This is a genomic window from Metaclostridioides mangenotii (genome assembly GCF_018917235.1).
Lineage (GTDB): Bacteria > Bacillota > Clostridia > Peptostreptococcales > Peptostreptococcaceae > Metaclostridioides.
Genome location: NZ_JAHLOF010000001.1, coordinates 573867 through 596942 on the forward strand (window position 1 = coordinate 573867; position 23076 = coordinate 596942).

The window sequence follows — 23076 nt, forward strand, 5'->3', positions numbered from 1 at the left end:
ATTTGAATAAATTATATTCTCATATCCTTAGTTCCTTACCCTTTCTTTACACGTATTTGTTTTCAAAGACATTATATCAAAAGATACAATATAAGTCTAATAAATTTAATTTATATTTCATTTACAAGTTAATTACGTTCACAGCATCCTCTAAGTTTTCTTCACCTTGATCATTACCAAAATCACTATTGTTTACTACCCTATTTACCAATATACCTAATATCGCAGCTAAACTTAAACCAGTGATTTTAACAGAACTAGTTATAGGTATTCCTATTTGTATTCCTTTATTAGCCAAATAAGTTGTACCTAGACCAATAACTAATACTGTAAGTATTACTACCATATTTGATTTCTTCTCAACGCGAGAATTATCTCTTATAGTTTTTATACCTACGTATGTTATCATAGAGAAAAGCATTATACTTACCCCGCCCATTACTGATCCTGGTATACTTTGTAAAAATCCTCCGAACTTTCCAACGCATGATAAAATAATTGCTAATACTGCAGTTAATCTTAATAAAGATGGATCGTAATTTTTAGTTATTGCTAGTACTGCTGTATTTTCTCCATAAGTTGTGTTAGCTGGTCCTCCTAAAAATCCTGCTACTAAAGAAGCAAGTCCATCTCCTAAAAGAGTTCTGTTTAATCCTGGATCTTCTATAAAATTCTTTCCTACAACCATACCATTAGTAGTTATATCTCCTATATGTTCCATGACAACGGCTAATGTAACTGGTGCAATTATTACTATTGCTTCAAGCCCAAACTTTGGCATTGTAAATTGAGGTAGTGCAAATAAGCTGGCTTGAGTTATTTTAGTGAAATCTATTAGTCCAAGTGCAATGCATATTCCATACCCTGAAAATACAGCTATTAAAATTCCTAGTTGTTTAATAAATCCTTTACCAAATTTATTTATGATAATTGCTATTGCAAGTGTTATAAATGCAACCAAATATTGTTCAGATGCCATATTAAAAGCTGTTGGTAGTAAATTTAAACCTATTACTACTATCATAGATCCTGTTACTTGAGCAGGAAAATATCTTTTGATTTTATCAACCCCTACTAGTTTAACTATTACAGATAGAAGTATATAGATCAAACCTGCTACTATTATTCCTCCTTGAGCATACGCTAAATCTCCTCCGTATGCTTCTTTTGTTGCTATTATTACTGGTATAAATGCAAAACTTGACCCTAAAAATACAGGAACTTTCTTCTTAGTACAAAAGTGAAATATCAATGTTCCAACTCCTGCACAAAATATTGCAGTCGCCGGATTAAATCCTGTAAGTATAGGAACTAAAACTGTTGCACCAAACATTGCAAATAAATGTTGAATCGACATTATTAACTTTTTCATAAAAACCTCCAGATGTAAAATAAATTTGTCTAAATTATAAAATTACTCGTTTTCGTTAATAGTAACTGAATCTTCCCCATCTGTTTCAACTAACTTAACAGATATTATTTCCTGTTTTGATGTTGGAACGTTCTTCCCTACAAAATCAGCTCTTATAGGTAGTTCTCTATGTCCTCTATCAACTAATACTGCGAGCTGTATTGCATTAGGTCTCCCTATATCAACCAATGCGTCGAGCGCTGCTCTAACAGTTCTGCCTGTGTAAAGAACATCATCTACTAACACTACAATTTTTCCATTAATGTCGAAATCAAAGAACGATCCTTTTACAATAGGTTCAATGTCCACTTTTTCAAGATCGTCTCTATAAAGTGTTATATCTATAAATCCTGTATTTACCCCAAAACCTTCAATTTGATTAATTTTTTTTGCAATTCTATTAGCGATAGGTACTCCTCTAGTTTTTACTCCCACTAGTACAACGTCTTCTACACCCTTGTTTCTCTCAATAATCTCATGGCTCACTCTAGTAATAGCTCTTGCCATAGCTTTTTCGTCCATTAATAATGCTTTTTCTATCATAATACTTTTATTGCCATAACCCTGTTAAAAAACAGATTTTTTATGACAAATCCCCTTTCTTTTTATTTTCTTTTTATTTTGTAAATATTAACTTCTTAAAATCTCTGTAAACATAAAAAAACCCCTTATCATAAGACAAGAAGTTATAATATTCTCCGAAACATCGAAAAAAATACAGTACTCTTCCACAGGCTTATGATATCTCTGTATCATTTAAAGTCTTCTAAAGTTTACTACTATTTATTAAATTATATATTTATTTATTTATTTATTAAAGTATACAACAATTTTTAACATCTTTCAATGTATTTTTATTTAGATTTAATCTATATAGATTTTAACTTTAAAAGTATATCATTAAAATAATCAGGAAGCTCAGAATCAAACTCCATATACTCCTTAGTTGTAGGATGTATAAATCCTAATTTTTTTGCATGAAGGATTTGTCCATTTAGTTTAAATTTTTCTTTTTTATTCCCATAAACACTATCCCCTAAAAGTGGATGTTTTATAAATTTTGCATGAACTCTAATCTGATGTGTCCTACCTGTTTCTAGTCTAGCTTTCATATGAGTAAACTTATCAAATCTTTTAATAACCTCAAAATGAGTCACTGCATTTTTTCCACCTTCGACTACAGCCATTTTTAGTCTATCTTTTGGATTTCTTCCAATTGGCCTATCAACTGTTATTACATCTTCTTCAACAACACCATGACATATAAATTGGTATTCTCTCTTAGTTGTATGTTCTTTTAATTGATCTGCTAAAAATACATGAGCTGCATCATTTTTTGCTACCATCAATAATCCAGATGTATCTTTATCTATTCTATGGATTATTCCTGGCCTTGTATCTTCATCATTTATCGTAGAAAGTTTTCCATTTGTATGAAATAAAAGTGCATTAACTAGTGTATTCTCATAATTTCCAGCACCCGGATGTACCACCATACCTTGATCTTTATTTACGATTAATAAATCATTATCTTCGTAAACTATATTAAGCGGTATATTTTGAGCGACTATTTCTATTTTTGCTGATTTTGGAATTTCTATTTCAATAGTATCACCAATTTTAACTATATATCTAGGTTTTTCTGTCTTTCCATTTACTTTAACCTTTTCGTTTTTTACTATTTTTTGAATTGCACTTCTTGAGAATTTTGGAAATTTATTAGAGATATAAACATCCAATCTCTCTCCATCAAAATCTTCAACAATAAAGCTTTTAAATTCTTCCATCACTTCACCTTCTCTTTGCTTTCAAAAAACAATATATAAATACACACCAAAATAGTTCCAACAACTACAAATACATCAGCTATATTAAATACATACTGCCATATTATTCTAAAATCTAGAAAATCTACAACAAATCCAAGTCTCAATCTATCTATAAGGTTCCCTATAGCTCCCGATATCAAAAGCATTATACCTATTTTACCAACTATATGAATCTTTTTAGTGCATAAGTAGTATATCCCAAAAATTGAGGCTATTGAAGCGATTACCACAAATATCATTTGATTATTTTGCAACATACCAAACGCTGCGCCTCTATTTTCAACATACGTCAGATGAAAAATATTGTTTATTATTGGTATTGTAGCTACATTTTGTAAATGTTTTAATACTAACAACTTCGAAATCTGATCTATACCTAAAAGTACTATTATAATTAACGCATATATCAATACTTCTTCCTCCTACATATTAATTGTCCAAATAACATTATACTATACAAAAAACCATATCGATATGAATTTGTACATGTACATTATTATACTTCATATCATCTAGACTGTCATTAATGAGTATTAAATTTTTATGGTATACTTAAAGTGATAACTTCAATAGAAGTTTCAGAAACTTTTATTTATATAATTATAGAGTAAGGGTGATGTTATGAATAAATGTAAGGAATTAGATATTAAAGCTTGGAGAGATTTTGTAAATTTAGGTAAAATTGATGATACTATTAAAAAAAGTATTAAAGATTCTTGGTTAAGATGTAAAGAATATAACGTTGATTACATGAATGGCGGTGGAATCGAGGAATATAAAGTTCCTGTGGATATTAAAATAAAAGAGAATATTGATTTAGTATCTGCTGCACAACCAATAATGGAAAGTTTATACAAAGCTATATCCGGTTCAGGTTTTGCTCTATTTCTTACTGATAATAAAGGATATATATTAGAAGTAATAGGAGACGATGATATTTTAAAAAAAGCTGAAGTATTAAATTTTACTAAAGGCGCTTTATGGTCGGAAATGGCAGTTGGTACTAATGCAATTGGTACATGCCTGTATTTAAACGAACCTATTCAAACTATTGGTGCTGAGCACTATGGGGTTAAACAGCATTCATGGACATGTTCATCTGCACCAATTCATGATAATGATGGAAATATCTTAGGATGTATTAATATGTCTGGTATATATAAAGATGCTCATTTACATACTCTTGGAATTGTAATTGCAGCTGCAAAATCTATAGAAAAACAATTAGAGCTTGTTATGTCTTATAATTTATTAAATATAACATTTGATTCTATAGTAGAAGGTATGATCGTTATAGATGATAAATTCAAAATTAAAAGAGTTAATAATAGAGCGGAAAGTATACTAAGTATAGACCAAGAAAAAATTTTAAAATTAGATATTAAAAAAGTTTTAAAAAATTTGAACTTTGATTATATTATTGAAAATAGCAAAGAACATTTCAATAGTATAGAGTGTGATTTTCATCTAAAAACAAAGATAATTAGATGTATCTTAAATGTAGTACCTATGAATGTAAACAGTAAGTTTATGGGTTTAGTTATAACTTTTAGAGAAAGTAAATCTGTACATAAGTTTGTAAGTAAGGTAGTCGGTTATAATGCTACTTACAATTTTAAAGATATCATTACCGATAACTATAAAATGAAAGCTATGATAACTTTTGCTAAAAAAGCCTCCTCCAGTGATTGTAATATATTAATTGAAGGAGCTAGTGGAACTGGTAAAGAGTTAATTGCTCAATCAATACATAACTATAGCGATAGATGTAATGGTCCTTTTGTAGCTATAAACTGCGCATCTATTCCAAGAGAATTAATGGAGAGTGAACTTTTTGGTTACAATAAAGGAGCTTTCACTGGAGCTGCTAAAGAAGGTCATCCTGGTAAGTTTGAACTTGCAGATGGTGGAACTATTTTCTTAGATGAACTAGGTGAGCTACCATTAGATATGCAGTCTAAATTATTAAGAGTATTAGACAATAATACTATTGTTAGAGTCGGCGGGAATTATGAAAAAAAATTAGATGTTAGAATAATAGGAGCAACAAATAAAAATTTAAGAGAAGAAATTTCTAATAAAACTTTTAGAGAAGACTTGTATTATAGGTTAAATGTAATGAATATAAAAACGATCCCACTAAAAGATAGAAAAGAAGATATAGAACTTTTAGCAAAATATTTTATAAATAATCTCAATATAAAAAATAAACATGGCTACAAGATTATAAAGAACGATTATATAAATCAATTAAAAAAATACGATTGGCCTGGAAATGTAAGAGAGCTTAGAAATGCTATTGAGAGAGACTATTATTCTAGTGAGAGCGATATAATCTCTTTACTGTCTTTAGATAACGTACCAATTGAAAAAGAAATCATAAAGGATCAAATACATGATACTGAGAAAATAATACCTCTTAATATATTAGAGAAAGAAAATATAATAAAAGCTATTAATTGCTGTGGTGGAAATATTTTAAAATCTGCGGAATTATTAGGTATAAGTAGAGCTACGATTTATAGAAAATTAAAAAAATACAACATTTTTGAAATAAATTCAGAAGAAGTTGATTAATTTTTATGTATCAAAATGAGAATATATTTAATATAATCTCAAAATGAATCACATAATTATGTATTAAAATGAGATTTATCGTTAATTTATAAATTTATCACTTTCTATAAAACTTATTTTTTTATTATATTTTAATAAAATAACTTATAAAATCTGCTAATTTTAGATGTTTGTAATTGACTATCTATAAAAAAATTAAATTAATTAATAAGTAAATTCTAGAAATATGATATTTGGTACAAGATTTGCTCTAATTATATGTTAGAAATTTAACTATATATTTAATCATTATAATTAGGAGGTAATTTTTACTATGAAGGCAGCGCTATGGTACAATAAAAATGATATTAGGGTTGAAGAAATCGATGAACCTAAAGTTACAAAAGGAAATGTAAAAATCAAAGTCAAGTGGTGTGGAATTTGTGGTTCAGACTTACATGAATTTTTAGGTGGTCCAATTTTTATACCAGTTGGTCAACCACATCCTTTAAGTAAAAATGAAGCACCAGTAGTTCTTGGACATGAGTTTTCAGGAGAAGTCGTCGAAATCGGAGATGGTGTAAAAAACTTTAAAGCTGGAGACAGAGTTGTTGTAGAACCTATGGTAGTTTGCGGTGAATGTCCTGCTTGTAAAGAAGGTAAATATAACTTATGCTCTACTCTAGGATTCCATGGGCTATGTGGAAGTGGTGGTGGACTGGCTGAGTACACTGTATTTCCAGAAGAATATGTACATAAGTTACCAGACAGCATGACTTATGAGCAAGGAGCATTAATAGAACCAATGGCTGTAGCTTTGCACTCTATAAGAATTGCTAATTTTAATGTAGGAGATACTGCTATTGTACTTGGTTCAGGTCCAATTGGTCTTGCAACTATTGAATGTTTAAAATCTGCCGGAGCAAAATTAGTAGTAGTTTTACAGAGAAAATCAATAAGACAAGAATATGCAAAAAGAGCTGGTGCAGATGTTGTTCTCGATCCTAATGTTGTTGATATTGCTGAAGAAGTCAAAAAACTTACTGGTGGAGTTGGTGTAGATTTTGCATTTGAAACTACAGGTGCTAAAATCGGTTTTGATACAGGCCTTAATAGTTTGAAATATAATGGAACTATGGTAATAACAAGCATTTGGGAAGGCGATGTAACTTTTAATCCAAATGAGTTAGTATTTACAGAAAAGAAAATAGTTGGAACCTTAGCGTACAGACATGAATTTCCTGCAACGATGGCATTAATGAATGATGGAAGAATTAAAGCAGATGGATATATAACTAAAAAAGTATATCTTGATGATATAGTAGACGAAGGATTTGGAACATTGACAGGTCCTGATAAGAAAAAACAAGTTAAGATACTTGTGACACCAGATAAATCATTACTAAATAAATAATTAATTAGAAATCTATATAAATATATAAAAAAAAAAATTAATCACATCAAAATAACTCAAATTAAAGAGGAATTCCTTATGGAATATCCTCTTATTTTTTTCCAATCCTAAAGAGTACTCTAAATCTAAAGCTATGATATATTTCTCACCGTTTTCCTTACAGAATAATTTTTCACTTTCATACGTTAGTATTAACTAACAGGTTCAAAGGGTCAGGTTTTAACCTTCTTAACTAGTACAGTCCCCCTAGTAATTTTTTTCTATTATTAATTCAATTGTATCATACGAAAAGTCTTTATTCTTCTAAATCGTTAGTTTTATTTAAATCAGTTAAATTCTTCAAGTATTCAGAATAATAATGTTGTTTTTTGTTTATTAAATTTTTATCTAAATCTCTTCTATCATCCGGAAAATTGTCCAGTTCTTTTGCACATTTATTACATAAACTTGTCTCTGGAATAATATCTAATCTTTCTTTTTCAATACTGCTCCTACACTCTTCACAAGTAGCATATGTCCCACTTGCTATACGGTCTAGCGCTTTATCTATCTGATACAACCTTCCCTCTTCGTGGGTTATTAGACTATTTTGCATATCTTGCATAAATATATCTGTACCTAAATCACCTATATGGTTATCGTAACTTGATAATTCACCAGACGAATACTTCTCACTTGTATGTTTAGTCGTATTCCCAAATAATGTGTTGTCTCCCATCTTACCTATTAAATTATTTAATTTCTCTTTTTCTTTTATTAATTCCACTCTATATTTATTGAAATCCATAACACACCTCTAAAAGATTATTTTGTTCAGTCTGTACAATTAAACCTACTAATATAGAGTAGTATGTGGAGAAAACAACTTAAAAATACAATAACTTTTTTACAATTAAAATGAATTACAAACAAAAATCAAGATTTATTATCAAAATAAACTAATATTATAGTGATGTGAAACCTACTTTTTTGTAAACTTTTCTTAAGGTTTTAACTGCTTTTCTTTGAGCTTTCTCAGCCCCCATAGTGTATATTTCTTTAAGGTAGTCTTTATTATCTAAAAGGTATATATACTTTTCTCTTATTGGTCTCAACGATTCAACCACAACTTCAGCTACATCATTTTTAAAGTCTCCATATCCTTTACCTTCATACATGGCTACAATTTCATCAGATGACTTTCCGGCTAAATTTGAATATATATCTATAAGATTTTTAATTCCTGGTTGTTCATTACTGTAGTTTACCAGACCTACAGAATCAGTTACGCTTTTTTTAATTTTTCTTCTTATAGTATCCGCGTCATCAGCTAAAAGTATATATGCATTTTCATCTACATCTGACTTACTCATCTTTTTAGTAGGTTCTTGTAGGCTCATTACTCTAGCTCCTTCTTTAGGTGTATATCCTTCAGGAACAACAAAAGTAGGTGAGTATCTATTGTTAAATCTATTGGCCAGATCACGTGCTAACTCAAGGTGTTGCTTTTGATCCTCTCCTACTGGTACCAAATCTGACTGGTAAAGTAGTATATCCGCCGCCATAAGTACCGGGTAAGTAAACAAACCAGCATTTAAATTAGCTTCATTTTTTTGAGATTTATCTTTAAATTGAGTCATTCTGTTAAGCTCACCCATATAAGTCATTGTATTTAAAACCCACATAAGTTCCAAATGCTCTTTTACATGTGATTGTATAAATATTGTATTCTTCTCAGGATCAAGTCCACAAGCTATATATTGAGCAAGAAGCTCCATAGTATTTGCTCTCAACGTCTTAGCTTCTTGAGGTACTGTAATAGCATGAAGGTCAACAACACTGTAGTAACAATCATACTCATCTTGAAGTAGAGTCCAGTTTTTTATAGCTCCTAAATAATTTCCTAATGTCATCTTTCCAGATGGTTGAGCCCCACTAAATATTACTTTCTTTTCACTCATATTTTCGCCTCCTAATTCTATTATTAAATTATATTGATTTTAACATGTTTAATACTATATCTTTTGAGTTATGTGCTGCTTCTATTACGAATTCGTCATATGTTACATTTGCACTATCATCAGCCTTATCAGACATTGCTCTTATTATTACAAATGGTGTGTTGTTTAAATAACATACATGTGCTATTGCTCCACCTTCCATCTCTCCGCAATAAGCTCCAAAATCTTTTACTATTGAATCTTTTAACTCTCTAGATGCTATAAATATATCCCCTGTTGCAATTCTTCCTTTGAAGACATTATGTTTAGTACTGTTTATAGATGAATTATAAGCTGCCTCAATTAATCTTTCATCAGCTTTAAATACAGAAGTCTCCATACGAGGTATAACCCCCTTTGGATAGTCATACGCTATAGCATCAAAATCGTGTTCTACTGCATCAGTTGATATTACAATGTCATTCACATCTAGCTGTTCATTTAGAGCTCCAGCCACTCCTGTGTTAACAACAGCATCTACTCCAAACTCACTAATAAGTATCTGTGCACATAACGCCGCATTTACTTTACCTATTCCACATTTAACTAATACAACATCTCTTTCTTCTATAACTCCTTGATTGAATTCTAAACTAGCTTTATTTATTGTTTTTTTGACTTCCATAAGTTCCAAAAGTATGCTAACTTCTTCATCCATTGCTCCAATAATTCCTATAGTATTCATATAAATATATCTCCTTTTTTCTTTTATCTTTTGCTTATATTAAAATATTTAAAATTAAAAAATCCGCCCTAAATAAATAGGACGGATATATATCCGTGGTACCACCTAAATTGCATATAACATATATGCCTCTCTAGTTCTGATTTAACGCTCAGCTACGATTTAAGCTAATTTTATACTTACTAATGCAATATAAGTTCACTTAATACCTCTAAGGTCCATTCATTAAATAATTCTTGCGAGCTCTCATCGTTCTCTGCTTTCTGGATTGATACTATATTTAACTACTACTCCTCTTCTCAGGAATTATATATTAATTTTTGATTATATATTTTTATGATATGCTTTCGAGTTTAAATTGTCAACTATATATTAGTTAATATGTAATACTTCCAATATATCCATAAGTTCTTTTACATCGACTTGTCCTGGAGCACTTATAAACTTTGCTGATCCAAATGTCATACAAGACCCAAATACCTCACCAGATAACCTACTTATCACACCTAAACTCCCCATCGACATGGTTATTATAGGTCTTTTAGCAAATTTTTTATTCATAGTATTTGTAGCTGCTAAAAGCGTTAAAACATCGTCTGAGCTATTTGGCATAACAGAAATTTTGGGTAAGTCGGCTCCTAAATTTTGCATTTTACAAAGCCTTGAAATTATTTCTTCTTCAGATGGCGTTTTTTCAAAATCATGGTTAGATATAATTACCTTTACTCCACTTCTATGTGCACTTTTTATTAATTTTTTTAACGAAGCTTCTTCATTAAATAGCTCTATATCAATTATATCCACTTCACCTATTTTTATTATTTCTTCGTATAATTTGAAGTAGAACTCATCTTCTATACATTGTTCACCACCTTCTTTTTCACTTCTAAAGGTAAACAATAACGGTATCTCATCTATTTCTTTCTTTATCACAAATAACGCTTTAATAGCTTCCTCTATATTTGTTACTTCCTCAAAGAAATCGACTCTCCATTCAATAAGATCTGCTTCAAGATTCTTTAGCAATTTTGCCTCTTCTTTTAATGATGGTAAATTTCTTCCGACTATTGGGACACAAACTTTAGGCTTTCCAGCTCCAAAGACTATATTTTTTACTGTCACAGTATTCATATTCTTAATTCCTCCGCTAATCATCTATGTATTATCAACGATAAAAACAATAACTACGATATAATTTGTATAGTTTTATATACTTTATTTTACTATGTTAGTATATATTTTTCACTATTTACTTTAACTTATACTTAAATTATGTATATATTATTTCACTTCTCTAAAATCAAGATTGCTCAATCTTCCATCTCTCTTCTTCCTCTATCCAAAATGAAGTCCTTTTACACTAATATATCATAGTGATTATATTAATATAAATAATTAATTAAGCTGAAATTATATCAGATTATTCGTAATATTACAATTATATTTTATTATAATATTTTTTATAAATATATACTTTTTTCATAATATTAGTGCTAAAATTAAAGTGTGGTTAATTATACTTAGGAGGAATAAATATATGAAAACTCAAAGATTAAACGCAGTTTTAGAACAAATGAAAAAAGACAATCTAACACAAATGCTAGTGAGTGACCCAACATCAATATACTATTTAACAGGTGAATTAGTTCATCCAGGTGAAAGATTACTATCACTTTACTTAAACGTGAATGGAAATCATAAATTATATATAAATGAACTGTTCCCAATACCTCAAGATTTAGGTATAGAAATCGTTTACTTTACTGACAATCAAAATCCTATAGAAATAATTACTAAAGAAGTAGAAAAGAATGCTCCTATGGGTGTTGATAAAAACTGGCCAGCTAGATTCTTATTAAACTTAATGGAATTAGGTGGAGGAAGTAAATTTATAAACACTTCTTACATAATAGACACACTTAGAATGTTCAAAGATGAAGAAGAAAAAGAAGCAATGAGACTTGCATCTAAATTAAACGATCAAAGTATGGCTAAGCTTAAAGAAGCTGTAACAGGTGACCGTACAGAAAAACAATTAGTTGGTATACTATCAAAAATATATGAAGATCTTGGAGCTGATGGATTCTCATTTGATCCAATAATAGGATTTGGTGCAAACGCAGCAAACCCACATGGAGTGCCAGGAAATGATCTTCCTAAACCTGGAGATACTGTAATATTAGATATAGGTTGTGTTAAAGACAACTATTGTGCTGATATGACTAGAACAGTATTCTATAAAGAAATACCAGAAAAAGGTAGAGAGATATTTGAAATAGTTCTTGAAGCTAACAAAAGAGCTGAAGCTATAATCAAACCAGGAGTAAGATTCTGTGATATAGATGCAGCTGCTCGTGACTACATAACAGAAAAAGGTTATGGGGAGTACTTTACTCACAGAACTGGTCACTCTATAGGACTAGAATGTCATGATAAAGGTGACGTTTCTGCTATAAACACTGATGAGGTTAAACCAGGAATGATATTCTCAATAGAACCTGGAATATATCTATCTGGAGATCTTGGTGTTAGAATAGAAGATCTAGTATTAGTTACAGAAGACGGATGTGAAATACTAAATAGTCATCCAAAAGAAATCTGTGTAGTTGGTTAATTAAAGCTAATATATGAGTAACAAATTAAAGTGATGTAAAATAATAAAGTCAGGAAACTTAAGTTTCCTGACTTTTTAAATGATAAATATTTTTTATTTTCTAGTAACCTTTATACCAGTCATATGATCATTAAGATTTTGTTTTTCAATTGACTCATCGTCTACTCTGTTTAACTCTAAAGCAAGAGTTTCAGATTTGATATATTCTTTAAAGTTCTCCACTGCTGCTGCTATTTCATCATCAGCGCAATAGTCAACAGTTATATTGTCAAGTACTTCAAAATCGTTAGACTTTCTAAGTTGTTGTACCTTAGATACAAACTCTCTTGCGAATCCTTCATTCTTTAAATCATCAGTCATCTTAGTATCTAATATAACGAATAGATTATTTTCTAAAACTACATTGAAGCCTTCTTTGGCCGTTATATTTGTAAGAACTGCTTCTTTTCCAAATTCAAAAGCTTCGCCGTCTAAGTCCGCAGTTAATTTATCACCATTTTCTAATTTTGTTACAACTTCATGTCCATCTAATCCATTTAACGCTTTAGTGAAAGCTCCTATTTTGCTTCCAAGCACTGGACCAACTTCTTTAAAGTTTGGTTTTAAACTAAAGTTCATAAATTCTCCAAGATCTTTTTCAAATACTACTTCTTTAACGTTAAGCTCTTCTTTTATTAGATCTACTAGATCTCCTATTAAAGTTTCGTATTTTCCGTCAACTAATACTTTTTGAAGTGGCTGACGAACTTTTATTTTTTCCGATTCTCTTGAAGCTCTTCCTAGAGTTACAAGATCTTTTGCTAAATCCATTTTTTCTTCTAATTTAACATCTATTAAACTATCATTCACTCTTGGATAATTTGCTAGATGAACCGATTCCTCTCCAGTCAAGTTTCTGAATAATTCTTCTGACATGAATGGTGCAAATGGAGCTATCATTTTGCATATACCTGTCAACAACTCGTAAGTTGTATTATAAACAGCTTTTTTATCTTCTGTAAGTTCAGTAGCCCAGAATCTTCTTCTAGATCTTCTGATGTACCAGTTAGAAAGATCATCATTTATAAAGTCTAACATCATTCTTAAAACTTTATTTAATTCAAATATATCTAAATCCTTTTCTACTTGTTTTAACAAGTTGTTGAATTTTGATAGTATCCATCTGTCTAATTCAGGTCTATCTTTGTATTCAACGAAGAATTCACTAGGGTCAACTTCATCCATATTTGCATATAAAGTAAAGAAGTTATACACATTCTTCATTGTTCCTATAAACTTGCTTTGGATTTCTTTTAATCCCTCTTTATCAAATTTAGTTGGTGTCCATGGTGGAGATACATAAAGTAGATAGAATCTTACTGCATCTGCCCCATATTCTTCAAACAGTAGCATTGGATCTACAGTGTTTCCTCTAGACTTACTCATTTTTTTACCATCTTTATCCAATACTAGGTCAGGAACTAGAACTCTCTTGTAAGGTGCTTTACCCATTACAAAAGTTGATATAGCTAATAATGAATAGAACCATCCTCTAGTTTGATCTATACCTTCAGATATAAAGTCCGCTGGGAATAATTCTTCAAATCTCTCTTTATTTTCAAATGGATAATGATGTTGTGCAAATGGCATTGAACCACTATCAAACCAACAATCTATAACATCAGATACCCTTGTCATTGATCCCCCACATTTGTCACATTTAAGATGTACATCATCAACATATGGTCTGTGTAGTTCTATAGTTTTAGCATCCACTTCTTCTACAGCTTTTTCAGCAAGTTCTGCTCTTGATCCAACTGACTCTATATGACCACACTCACATCTCCAGATTGGGAAAGGAGTCCCCCAATATCTACTTCTAGATATTGCCCAGTCATTTAGATTTTCTAACCAGTTACCAAATCTCTTTTCTCCAACGAATGCTGGATACCATTCTACTGTATTGTTGTTTTCTATTAATTTATCTTTTAGTTTTGTCATCTCTATATACCAGCTTGGCTTAGCATAGTATAGTAGTGGAGTTTGACATCTCCAGCAGTGAGGGTAGTTATGCTCAACTTTCTCCTTACTATGAAGTTTATTTTCTTTTGCTAACCACTTAATTATTTCAACGTCTAGCCCATCTTCCATTACAAATTTGCCTTCCCATGGAGTTGATGTAAATTTTCCTGTTTCATCAACTGGTTGTAAAACTGGCAAACCATACTTTCTTCCTACATTGTAGTCATCTTCTCCAAAAGCTGGTGCTGTATGAACTATACCAGTACCATCTTCTGTTGTGACGTAATCACCTAATGTTACAAAGAAAGCTTTTTTGTCTGCTTCTACAAAAGGCATTAATTGTTCATACTCGATGTACTCTAAATCTTTACCTTTCATAGTCTCTAATACTTCATAATCTTCACCTAAAACTTTATCTGCTAATGCTTTAGCTACATAGTATATTTCTTCACTCTTTTTAGCTTTTATATAGTCAACGTCAGGATTAACTGTTAAAGCTACATTTGATGGTAATGTCCAAGGAGTAGTAGTCCATGCTAAGAAATACTCATTTTCAGTATCTTTTCTCTTGAATTTTGCTACTAATGTATTATTTTTTATTTCTTTGTATCCTTGAGCAACCTCATGGGATGCAAGACCTGTTCCACATCTTGGGCAGTATGGAAGTATTTTATGCCCTTCGTATATATAACCCTCTTTATTAAATTTATCTAGTATCCACCATACTGTTTCTATATAATCATTTTCAAGTGTGATATATGGATTATCTAAATCAACTTCAAATGCCATTCTATCACTCATTTTTCTCCATTGCTTCTCAAAAGAGAAAACTGACTCTCTACATTTTTGGTTGAATTCAGCTATTCCATATTCCTCAATTTGTTGTTTACTTGTTAATCCTAATTCTTTCTCAACTTGTATCTCAACAGGTAATCCATGAGTATCCCAACCTGCTTTTCTCTTTACTTGGTATCCACTCATTGTTTTGTATCTACACATTGAGTCTTTTAAAGTTCTCGATAAAACGTGGTGTACACCAGGATTTCCGTTAGCAGTTGGAGGCCCCTCATAGAATACGTAACTTGGATCATTTTCACCCTTTTCTAGTGTTCTATCAAGTAAGTTCATGTTTTGCCAGTAATCAAATACATTTTCTTCTGCCTGACTTACAGTTCCGTCAAATAGTTGCTTAAATTTTGCCATATATATCACCCTTTCTGTTATTTTTAATATAATATTTTGAAACTAAAAAAACTCGTCACCTTATAAAAATATAAGGGACGAGTTGTAGTCGCGTTACCACCCTAATTCTAGACAAAATTGCCTAGCACTCTGGCATCTTTAACGGAATTACCCGGCACAGCTTATTAGATTTAATCGTTCAGCCTGCAACTTAGGAGTGATCTTCAACTTTATTAAACTTATTGGCTCTCAGCTAACCCAATTCTCTGTAAAATCGCTTAAAGTTTACTGTCTCCATCTTTGTCTTTGTTTCTATTGATGTGTATACTACGAAATTATATATCATATTTTTGAAATCGTCAATACATTATTTTAAAATATAAAATTTTCTGGCAATTACTACAGAGTAGTAGCTGCTTCATCATCAATATCTGCAGATTTTTCAATATTAATATTAGATTCAGAATCTGTTGATGCAAATTTATCAATATTCTTCAAACTTGTATTTTCATACTTGTACACTGCTGTACCTTCAAATATATTTCCACAATTATCATCTACATCGTAGAATATTTCATCTATACTCCTAGTCTCTTCTTCAAGTAAAGATTTGAATTTATTTCTAAATATCTTAAATTCCTTTACTAGAGAATCATACTCTTTTCTTATTTCAACAACACGATTATTAGCTTGTTCAATAATTTGTCTAGCTTTTAGATCAGCTTCTTCAACAATTATCTTAGCTTTTTTATTTGCTGCACTGCAAGTGTCTTCTGCAGTACTTTGTGCTGTTATCAAAGTTGCTTTTAGCGTTTCTTCGATGTTCTCGTATTTGTTTATTTGATCTTGATACATCGAAAGCTTATCTTTTAAATTTCTATTTTCATTTGTTATCTGTTCATAGTCTTCTTTAACAATGTCTAAAAATTCATCAACGTCTTCTTCTCTATAGCCCCTTAACCCTTTTTTAAACTCTTTGTTTTCTATATCCATTGGAGTTAACATCGATTTTCCTCCCTGCTACAATAATTATTACTTAAACAAGTAACCTCACTTTTAATTTGAGGCGCCCCTTTTTAGTTTGTTCACCTATATCTTCTATCTCTATCCTGCCTTTTCCTCTAACAGAAATTAAATCTCCACTTTTTATTGTTCTCGTTTTAGAGGATATACACTCAAAGTTTACGTTAACTTTGCTAGAATTTATATATTTTTGACTATCCTGTCTCGATATATCATATACCGCACTTATTACGCAGTCTAGTCTCTCAGACTGAACAGTCATACTTTTTTCTTTATATTTTGGCTCGGACATGACAAGCTCATCTCTTGAAATCTCTGTAACTCTTACAGTATTTCTAGAGACTTTTTCTAAATTTATGATCAAAAAATCACAAATTTCCTTGTCGACTACAACTTGACAAAAATCGTCGTGTATAATTATATCTCCAATTTTCTCTCTTTTAATCCCTAAGTTTAAGATTGCGCCTAGATAATCTTTATGCGAAATACTCTTAAATTTAAAGTTACCCTCTACTTGTAAAAACTTAATTCCAGCTTCTACATCATCATGTTCCATATAGTGAGGATATATAGACACTACGCATCTTTCAGCCCCGTCAAATCCACCATCGAAACTATATTTTAGATCGTTAAACGAGTTTAGTATTGAAATAGCATTATTAACTTCATATGGATTTAAAAATTCTGTATATCTTATATCATAGTTTTTCAAGCATCTATTTGCCTTATCGATAACTTTAAACATCTTATTTTTTAAGTCTATATCTTTTATATGATTTGTTAATGTTAGTTTGTCCATAATTTATTAAATAAAAATAGATATTATTATCCTTTCAATAACAATCAATACCAATATCGCAATCATCGGAGAAAAATCTATAGGCCCATTAGTATATTTATACATTAAATTTCTTATTGGATTTTCTATTGGGTATGTCAATGTATCTAAAAAATCGTATATTTTACTTTGCCTTCCGCCAGGAAACCAAGTCATAAGACTTTTAATAACTATAGCCCAAGTCAATATCTCAATAAGTTTCAATAAAACATTTAAGATAGTAAATTGTATACTTCCCATGTTTCAACCACCTTTTATTATTTATTTTGCCAAGGGAAAAATGCTTTACTCTCTAACTCTTTTTTCATGTTAGCGTCTATATCCACGTTATTCGGAGCTAATATAAATATTGATTTAGAAACCTTTTGTATGCTTCCATCTAACACATAAACAGCACCGTTCATAAAGTTGAAAATAGATTTACGCACTTCTGTACTAGCTAGACCTTCTAGGTTTACTATTACAGCTCTTCTTTGTTTTAAATGATCCGCTATTGTAGCTGCATCATCATATACTTTAGGTTCAACAATTACAACCTTCATTTGATTTGCTGTATGTAAATTCACTATTTTACTTCCCTTAGTTGCGCTGAAAGCACTGCTTAAATCCTCTTCCCCAACAACAGGCTCCACACTTTCATCGTATTCTTCTTCTATAAACTCTTCATCTTCCTCTACTATCCAATTTTTGAATTTTGTTATTATTCCATCTCCCACTGTTTAGACCTCCTTAGTTAATATAATTCTTATTTTTTACCTTTTTTATACTAAATTACTTATTTATACTATAATCTCTTTTCCCAAATATCGAAGTCCCTACTCTTACTATAGTTGCCCCTTCTTCAATGGCTATTTTATAATCATGACTCATACCCATAGATAAAACATCCATATTGACATTTGGTATATTTAGATTCTTTATCTCATTTGATAGTTCTTTTAAACCTTTAAATACGTTTCTTACTTCATGTTCATTCTCTGTAAATGGCGCCATTGTCATCATGCCTTCAATTTTAATATTTTTAAAATTAATAGAAACTTCCTTAACAAAATCTACGACATCTTCTCTATATATACCGTGTTTGGACTCTTCTTTAGATATATTTACCTGAACTAGACATTTAATAGTTCTATCTTGCTTTTCAGCCTGCTTTTGAATTTCTTTTGCTAGAGAAATCCTATCCAAAGAATGTATCATATCTACTTTATCGATTATATACTTTACTTTATTTGTCTGTAAAGAACCTATTAGGTGCCAATTTACTTTATCCCCAATAACATCAAACTTTCTGACAAGCTCCTGTGGCTTATTTTCACCAGCTTCTGTAACTCCATTTGCCACTGCTTCTTCTATAGCATCTATTTCTACAGTTTTAGTAACAGCTAATAGAGTAACTTCTTCTTCTAATCGACCTGCTTTTTCGGCAGCCTTCTTTATAGACTTTCTAATTTCAAACAAATTTTCTTTAATAGACTCCATTTTACCACCTACTTTATTCTTATATTTGTGTTTATACTATTAGGTTTTAAAATGATCCTATTGTGCAAATTTACTGTATCAGATTTTTCTTTTTCATTTTTATAATAATCTACATAAACATAATTATCGTCTTCATGAATTATATTCTCTAGATACTTGAATTTTGCACGTTGGTATTCTTCATCTACAACAAACACACCTTGCTTATTATTTTTTATTCTAACTGAAGTCTTAGGTATCCTAAAACAGTCTATATGCTTATATATTATATCAAATTCTCGGTCGCTTGTATTGTAATTTACAACATTTTCGTCATTTATTTTTAATCTAAGCAAGTTTTTTCCCGCACTAAGGTAAATTTTGTATACATTTGCATCAATATTTACTCCATCATACTCAATTACTACGTTTTGACCTTCTTCATATTTTTTTATAGATTTATCATCTATGTACGTAGTAAAAAAAGTTTTTTCACTGTTAACATCTTTCTCTACTATCCCTTTTACACTACTTTTCAAGTCAAATTCCTTAGCTTCAACTGTCAAAAGATTTATATTTATTCCAATAAAAAATACAACAACATAAAAAAATAAATAAACTATCAGTCCTAAAATTAAAACTCTAGATTTGTTGATTTTTTTCAAGGTCACTCCCCCTATAATCTTATCATCATACCTATATATAAAAAACAATATCAATTATATAGATAAGAATTATCATTATCTAAATATAGTCATTCAATAGAAGATTAATATCCTTCTTACTAATTATTTCTGCTTGTTGACATAATATCCTTTGAAAAATAATTTACTAATTCCATCTTTATTAGACTTTTTATAAGTCTATCTCTGATTATGTATTTAATATCTTTTTATTTTGCGTATTTAATCTAAAAAGTTCCTCTACGCTAAGAACATAATATAGCATAGAGGAAACTTTTTATAACTTATACATTAGCTTTGGATTTATTAGAACTCTTAATAAATACCCCAATTAATCCAAATACAATAGCTGGACATACCCAGTTAAATCCTAAATTCGTTAGTGGAAGGTTGTTTATAAATTCAAAATTTCCAGTCATACTGTATATTACATTCAATGCACTCGTAGTTAACGTTGCATACGCTGCGCCTTTAAATGCATTGTCATTTTTTATATATGCCCCTGCAAGAGTCATTAAAACTAAGACAAGAAGCACTGGATAAACTAACTGTAGTATTGGCACTGAAAAATTTATGATAAAATCGACACCTAAGTTTGCTATAACTGTACTAGCAACGCAAATTCCTATAACATACTGTTCGTAAGTCAATTTAGTTATACCTGCAAAATAATTTGAAATAGCAGAAGTAAGTCCTATAGATGTTGTTAAACACGCTAATGCCACAATAACTCCTAGTATAACTTTACCAGTATACCCAAACAATAGATTTGTTATTTCTACTAATAAAGAAGCTTGGGGTACATCTGTTCCAAACATTGTAGAAACCGTTGAGCCTAAAAATGCTAGACCTCCATATACTAGTCCTAAAAATACACAAGCTACTATGCCTGATTTAATCGTCATTCCTATTTTTTCTTTTTCATCCGTATAACCTTTATGAGCCAAAGACAATAACATGATTGTCGCCATAGATGCGGCACCTAAAGCATCCATCGTCTGATACCCCTGTGTAAATCCAACTGCAAACAAGTTGTCTTCTATCAATTGCCCAGGATTTGCTTCTGCAATCGGTGAAATTACTCCCTTCATTATAAGTAAAAATAATATTAATAATAAGGCTGGTGTTAAAAATTTTCCAATTATATCTATAACCCTTGACCCCTTTATTGTAAGTACTAATGTAAGAGCAAAAAATACAACTGAAGCAATAATTCTAGCTATACTTCCATACTCACCTATGATAGGTGTTATCCCCATCTCATATGTAGTTGCTGCCGTTCTAGGTATAACTAATAATGCAAGACACGATAGAGCCGCAATACTAATTATTCTTGCCAAGGTCTTTCCTGATCTAGATAATATATCATCCAAACTACCAGAACACTTCGCAGATGCAATTATAACTAAAAGTGCAATACCAGCATCTGCAAGTACAAAAGCAAATATTGATACTAGCCAGCTCTGTCCAGACACTAAGCCTAAATACGGCGGAAACAGTAAGTTACCTGCCCCAAAAAACATAGAAAAAAGTGCGAATCCAACGATTATAATATCTTTCATCTGTTTGCTCATGATTGTTCCCCCAATCTTTAAAAAGGTTAATATTTAGTTTCTTTAAATTCCCAATAAGACTCTTCTTTCCTTAATACTCTAAGCACTCCATATGCTAGTGATTCAAGTTCATTCTCACCAGGCATAATTTCAACATGAGATAAAAACTTAACTCTTTCTTCAAGTTCAGACGTGAATTTTTTAGAATAAGCTATTCCTCCTGTAATAATTATTGCATCTACATAACCATTAACTACTGTGGCCATTTCTCCAATTCCTTTGGCTATTTGATATATCATAGCATCATATATTAATTTTGCCCTCGCATCACCATCTTCTATCTTCTTTTCTACATCTCTTACATCTGCAGTATTCAAGTGTGAAACAATACCACCTTTACCCCTTATCATTTTAAGTATTTCTGATTGTGAATACTCTCCAGAAAAACACATTTTTGCTAACTTTGTTCCTGGAATTCTACCAGATCGTTGAGGTGAAAATGGCCCTTCATCATCTGACAACATATCAACCATTTTCCCTTTTTTATGTAGATATATTGTAGCTCCACCACCTACATGAGCTACAATTAAGTTTAAGTTTTTATAATCTTTATGTGAATCTTTAGCATACTTAAGTGCCATTGCCCTTGTATTTAATGCATGTCCTGTGCTAGATCGCTCAACATCCTTAATCCCAGTAACTCTAGCTATATCTTCCATCTCGTCAACTGCCACCGAATCATAAATAAATGCGTCAATTTGTAATGGCTTTGCAATTGAACTAGCTATAACTGCACCCAAGTTTGATGCATGTTCTAAAATTGCTCTATTTTCTAGATAATCAAGCATTTCATCATTTACTTTATAAGCTCCCGATTTTACTGGTGGAAGCGCTCCTCCTCTTCCGACTACAGCATTAATTGTGCTTACATCTATATTATTTTCATCTAACGCTTTTAAAACGGACTCTTTCCTCATTTTAAATTGGTCAAATACCCTTTTATATTTATCTACCTCTTCTGAAGGATACTCTATAGAGCTGGACATTTTCAGAATATCATTGTCATAAACAGCAATTTTTGTAGATGTAGACCCTGGATTTACGGCTAAAATTCTATAAGACATATTTCTACTCCCTTTCCCTATTCTTAGACATTTCTAATTCAAATAGACTGATTAAAGTGTATTTGAATTAGAATATGCCCCTTATTTTGAAATTACTTTCTTATGCTTCACGTTTGTGATAAATCTAGATAATTTTTAGTAAAGCAATACTATATACTTGCTAAATCCTTGCCTAAACCGAAAGCTTTGATATTTATATCTATAAATTTTTCTTTTACATTTTCTCTAATAATCTTTTCCCAATTTATATCCTCTAACTTCATCATCTTAACCAAGCTGCCTAAAAGAATTATATTCATTACCTTAGAGTTTCCAAGTTCTGTTGCTTTTTTACCAGCATCAACGACTTTAGCATTTAATCTCTCTAACTCTTCATCAATATTTTTTTCCAGATACTCTGCAGCCCCTGTTAAAACAGGTATCGAGTTTATTCTAAAATTATTTGAAATTATCTTGCCATTGGGTTTTAGATACTCTACCCATCTAAGTGTTTCCATCTTTTCAAAAGACACTAATATATCAGCTCCACCAATTTCTATTACTGGTGAAAAAACTTCTGCCCCATATCTAACTTGCGAAGAAACAGATCCACCTCTTTGACTCATTCCATGTATTTCACTCATTTTAACATCGTATCCGGCCTCTAATAGACCTGTAGTTAGAAGCTTACTTGCAAGGATTGTACCTTGACCACCAACACCTACTAAAAGTATACTCTTAGTCATA

The 23076-nt window shown here is 30.7% G+C and carries 21 protein-coding genes, 1 riboswitch and 2 other annotated features; of the genes, 3 read left to right on the forward strand and 18 right to left on the reverse strand.

Annotated features, from left to right (window positions below; translation table 11 throughout):
• Positions 1-121: 121 nt before the first annotated feature.
• The 4 genes from KQI18_RS02725 to lspA all read right to left on the reverse strand — a co-directional run bounded on the left by KQI18_RS02725 (position 122) and on the right by lspA (position 3650).
• Entirely contained in the window at positions 122-1372 is a 1251-nt protein-coding gene (locus tag KQI18_RS02725; RefSeq protein WP_216466103.1) for a uracil-xanthine permease family protein, read from the reverse strand.
• Between the two features lie 42 nt (positions 1373-1414).
• Complete coding sequence (pyrR, locus tag KQI18_RS02730; RefSeq protein WP_216466104.1) at positions 1415-1954, reverse strand: bifunctional pyr operon transcriptional regulator/uracil phosphoribosyltransferase PyrR; 540 nt, start codon at positions 1952-1954, stop codon at positions 1415-1417.
• A gap of 326 nt (positions 1955-2280) precedes the next feature.
• Positions 2281-3198, reverse strand: a complete 918-nt coding sequence (locus KQI18_RS02735) for an RluA family pseudouridine synthase (protein ID WP_216466105.1) — start codon at positions 3196-3198, stop codon at positions 2281-2283.
• Positions 3198-3650, reverse strand: a complete 453-nt coding sequence (lspA, locus tag KQI18_RS02740) for a signal peptidase II (RefSeq protein WP_216466106.1) — start codon at positions 3648-3650, stop codon at positions 3198-3200. Before lspA ends, KQI18_RS02735 begins: the two co-directional genes overlap by 1 nt.
• Before the next feature lie 211 nt (positions 3651-3861).
• Between lspA and KQI18_RS02745 the strand changes: the two genes are divergently transcribed.
• The gene (locus KQI18_RS02745; RefSeq protein WP_216466107.1) at positions 3862-5817 is read left to right on the forward strand and encodes a sigma-54-dependent Fis family transcriptional regulator; all 1956 of its coding nucleotides are present in this window, start codon (positions 3862-3864) and stop codon (positions 5815-5817) included.
• Positions 5818-6130: 313 nt separating this feature from the next.
• Positions 6131-7210, forward strand: a complete 1080-nt coding sequence (locus tag KQI18_RS02750) for a 2,3-butanediol dehydrogenase (RefSeq protein WP_216466108.1) — start codon at positions 6131-6133, stop codon at positions 7208-7210.
• Between the two features lie 160 nt (positions 7211-7370).
• Positions 7371-7468: riboswitch (TPP riboswitch) on the reverse strand.
• A 37-nt stretch (positions 7469-7505) separates the two neighbouring features.
• Here KQI18_RS02750 and KQI18_RS02755 read toward each other — a convergent pair.
• The 4 genes from KQI18_RS02755 to aroD form a co-directional block, all read right to left on the reverse strand.
• The gene (locus KQI18_RS02755; protein ID WP_216466109.1) at positions 7506-7997 is read right to left on the reverse strand and encodes a TraR/DksA C4-type zinc finger protein; all 492 of its coding nucleotides are present in this window, start codon (positions 7995-7997) and stop codon (positions 7506-7508) included.
• 157 nt (positions 7998-8154) lie between these two features.
• The gene (gene trpS / locus KQI18_RS02760) at positions 8155-9150 is read right to left on the reverse strand and encodes a tryptophan--tRNA ligase (RefSeq protein ID WP_216466110.1); all 996 of its coding nucleotides are present in this window, start codon (positions 9148-9150) and stop codon (positions 8155-8157) included.
• A 28-nt stretch (positions 9151-9178) separates the two neighbouring features.
• On the reverse strand, positions 9179-9874 hold the full coding sequence (locus KQI18_RS02765; protein WP_216466111.1) for a 5'-methylthioadenosine/adenosylhomocysteine nucleosidase: 696 nt from the start codon (positions 9872-9874) through the stop codon (positions 9179-9181).
• 74 nt (positions 9875-9948) lie between these two features.
• Positions 9949-10184, reverse strand: a binding site (T-box leader).
• Positions 10185-10246: 62 nt separating this feature from the next.
• Positions 10247-11005: a type I 3-dehydroquinate dehydratase gene (gene aroD, locus KQI18_RS02770; protein ID WP_216466112.1), complete on the reverse strand. Its 759-nt coding sequence runs from the start codon at positions 11003-11005 to the stop codon at positions 10247-10249.
• Between the two features lie 406 nt (positions 11006-11411).
• Here aroD and KQI18_RS02775 point away from each other — a divergent pair, with 406 nt between their 5' ends.
• Positions 11412-12488, forward strand: coding sequence for a M24 family metallopeptidase (locus KQI18_RS02775; protein WP_216466113.1), 1077 nt, complete (start codon positions 11412-11414; stop codon positions 12486-12488).
• Positions 12489-12581: 93 nt separating this feature from the next.
• Here KQI18_RS02775 and ileS read toward each other — a convergent pair whose 3' ends face one another.
• The 10 genes from ileS to KQI18_RS02825 all read right to left on the reverse strand — a co-directional run bounded on the left by ileS (position 12582) and on the right by KQI18_RS02825 (position 23075).
• The gene (gene ileS, locus KQI18_RS02780; RefSeq protein WP_216466114.1) at positions 12582-15692 is read right to left on the reverse strand and encodes an isoleucine--tRNA ligase; all 3111 of its coding nucleotides are present in this window, start codon (positions 15690-15692) and stop codon (positions 12582-12584) included.
• Between the two features lie 70 nt (positions 15693-15762).
• Positions 15763-15981, reverse strand: a binding site (T-box leader).
• Positions 15982-16070: 89 nt separating this feature from the next.
• Positions 16071-16676: a DivIVA domain-containing protein gene (locus KQI18_RS02785; protein WP_216466115.1), complete on the reverse strand. Its 606-nt coding sequence runs from the start codon at positions 16674-16676 to the stop codon at positions 16071-16073.
• 31 nt (positions 16677-16707) lie between these two features.
• Entirely contained in the window at positions 16708-17493 is a 786-nt protein-coding gene (locus KQI18_RS02790; RefSeq protein ID WP_216466116.1) for an RNA-binding protein, read from the reverse strand.
• 6 nt (positions 17494-17499) lie between these two features.
• Positions 17500-17772, reverse strand: a complete 273-nt coding sequence (locus KQI18_RS02795; RefSeq protein ID WP_216466117.1) for a YggT family protein — start codon at positions 17770-17772, stop codon at positions 17500-17502.
• Between the two features lie 17 nt (positions 17773-17789).
• Positions 17790-18248 (reverse strand): cell division protein SepF, encoded by a 459-nt coding sequence (locus KQI18_RS02800; RefSeq protein ID WP_216466118.1) that lies wholly within the window; start codon positions 18246-18248, stop codon positions 17790-17792.
• Positions 18249-18303: 55 nt separating this feature from the next.
• Complete coding sequence (locus tag KQI18_RS02805; RefSeq protein ID WP_216466119.1) at positions 18304-19011, reverse strand: YggS family pyridoxal phosphate-dependent enzyme; 708 nt, start codon at positions 19009-19011, stop codon at positions 18304-18306.
• 8 nt (positions 19012-19019) lie between these two features.
• Complete coding sequence (locus tag KQI18_RS02810; RefSeq protein WP_216466120.1) at positions 19020-19655, reverse strand: HlyD family efflux transporter periplasmic adaptor subunit; 636 nt, start codon at positions 19653-19655, stop codon at positions 19020-19022.
• Between the two features lie 302 nt (positions 19656-19957).
• A complete protein-coding gene (brnQ, locus tag KQI18_RS02815) occupies positions 19958-21247 on the reverse strand; it encodes a branched-chain amino acid transport system II carrier protein (RefSeq protein ID WP_216466121.1) in 1290 nt (429 codons plus the stop codon).
• A gap of 26 nt (positions 21248-21273) precedes the next feature.
• Entirely contained in the window at positions 21274-22350 is a 1077-nt protein-coding gene (gene buk, locus KQI18_RS02820) for a butyrate kinase (RefSeq protein WP_216466122.1), read from the reverse strand.
• A 149-nt stretch (positions 22351-22499) separates the two neighbouring features.
• Entirely contained in the window at positions 22500-23075 is a 576-nt protein-coding gene (locus tag KQI18_RS02825; RefSeq protein WP_216466123.1) for an indolepyruvate oxidoreductase subunit beta, read from the reverse strand.
• Position 23076 lies beyond the last annotated feature (1 nt).

Coding starts and splice junctions, on each gene's coding strand:
- KQI18_RS02725 (WP_216466103.1), bottom strand. CDS start 1,372: ATGAAAAAGTTAATAATGTCGATTCAACATTTATTTGCAATGTTTGGT.
- pyrR (WP_216466104.1), bottom strand. CDS start 1,954: ATGATAGAAAAAGCATTATTAATGGACGAAAAAGCTATGGCAAGAGCT.
- KQI18_RS02735 (WP_216466105.1), bottom strand. CDS start 3,198: ATGGAAGAATTTAAAAGCTTTATTGTTGAAGATTTTGATGGAGAGAGA.
- KQI18_RS02745 (WP_216466107.1), top strand. CDS start 3,862: ATGAATAAATGTAAGGAATTAGATATTAAAGCTTGGAGAGATTTTGTA.
- KQI18_RS02750 (WP_216466108.1), top strand. CDS start 6,131: ATGAAGGCAGCGCTATGGTACAATAAAAATGATATTAGGGTTGAAGAA.
- KQI18_RS02755 (WP_216466109.1), bottom strand. CDS start 7,997: ATGGATTTCAATAAATATAGAGTGGAATTAATAAAAGAAAAAGAGAAA.
- trpS (WP_216466110.1), bottom strand. CDS start 9,150: ATGAGTGAAAAGAAAGTAATATTTAGTGGGGCTCAACCATCTGGAAAG.
- KQI18_RS02765 (WP_216466111.1), bottom strand. CDS start 9,874: ATGAATACTATAGGAATTATTGGAGCAATGGATGAAGAAGTTAGCATA.
- aroD (WP_216466112.1), bottom strand. CDS start 11,005: ATGAATACTGTGACAGTAAAAAATATAGTCTTTGGAGCTGGAAAGCCT.
- KQI18_RS02775 (WP_216466113.1), top strand. CDS start 11,412: ATGAAAACTCAAAGATTAAACGCAGTTTTAGAACAAATGAAAAAAGAC.
- ileS (WP_216466114.1), bottom strand. CDS start 15,692: ATGGCAAAATTTAAGCAACTATTTGACGGAACTGTAAGTCAGGCAGAA.
- KQI18_RS02785 (WP_216466115.1), bottom strand. CDS start 16,676: ATGTTAACTCCAATGGATATAGAAAACAAAGAGTTTAAAAAAGGGTTA.
- KQI18_RS02790 (WP_216466116.1), bottom strand. CDS start 17,493: ATGGACAAACTAACATTAACAAATCATATAAAAGATATAGACTTAAAA.
- KQI18_RS02795 (WP_216466117.1), bottom strand. CDS start 17,772: ATGGGAAGTATACAATTTACTATCTTAAATGTTTTATTGAAACTTATT.
- KQI18_RS02805 (WP_216466119.1), bottom strand. CDS start 19,011: ATGGAGTCTATTAAAGAAAATTTGTTTGAAATTAGAAAGTCTATAAAG.
- brnQ (WP_216466121.1), bottom strand. CDS start 21,247: ATGAGCAAACAGATGAAAGATATTATAATCGTTGGATTCGCACTTTTT.
- buk (WP_216466122.1), bottom strand. CDS start 22,350: ATGTCTTATAGAATTTTAGCCGTAAATCCAGGGTCTACATCTACAAAA.
- KQI18_RS02825 (WP_216466123.1), bottom strand. CDS start 23,075: ATGACTAAGAGTATACTTTTAGTAGGTGTTGGTGGTCAAGGTACAATC.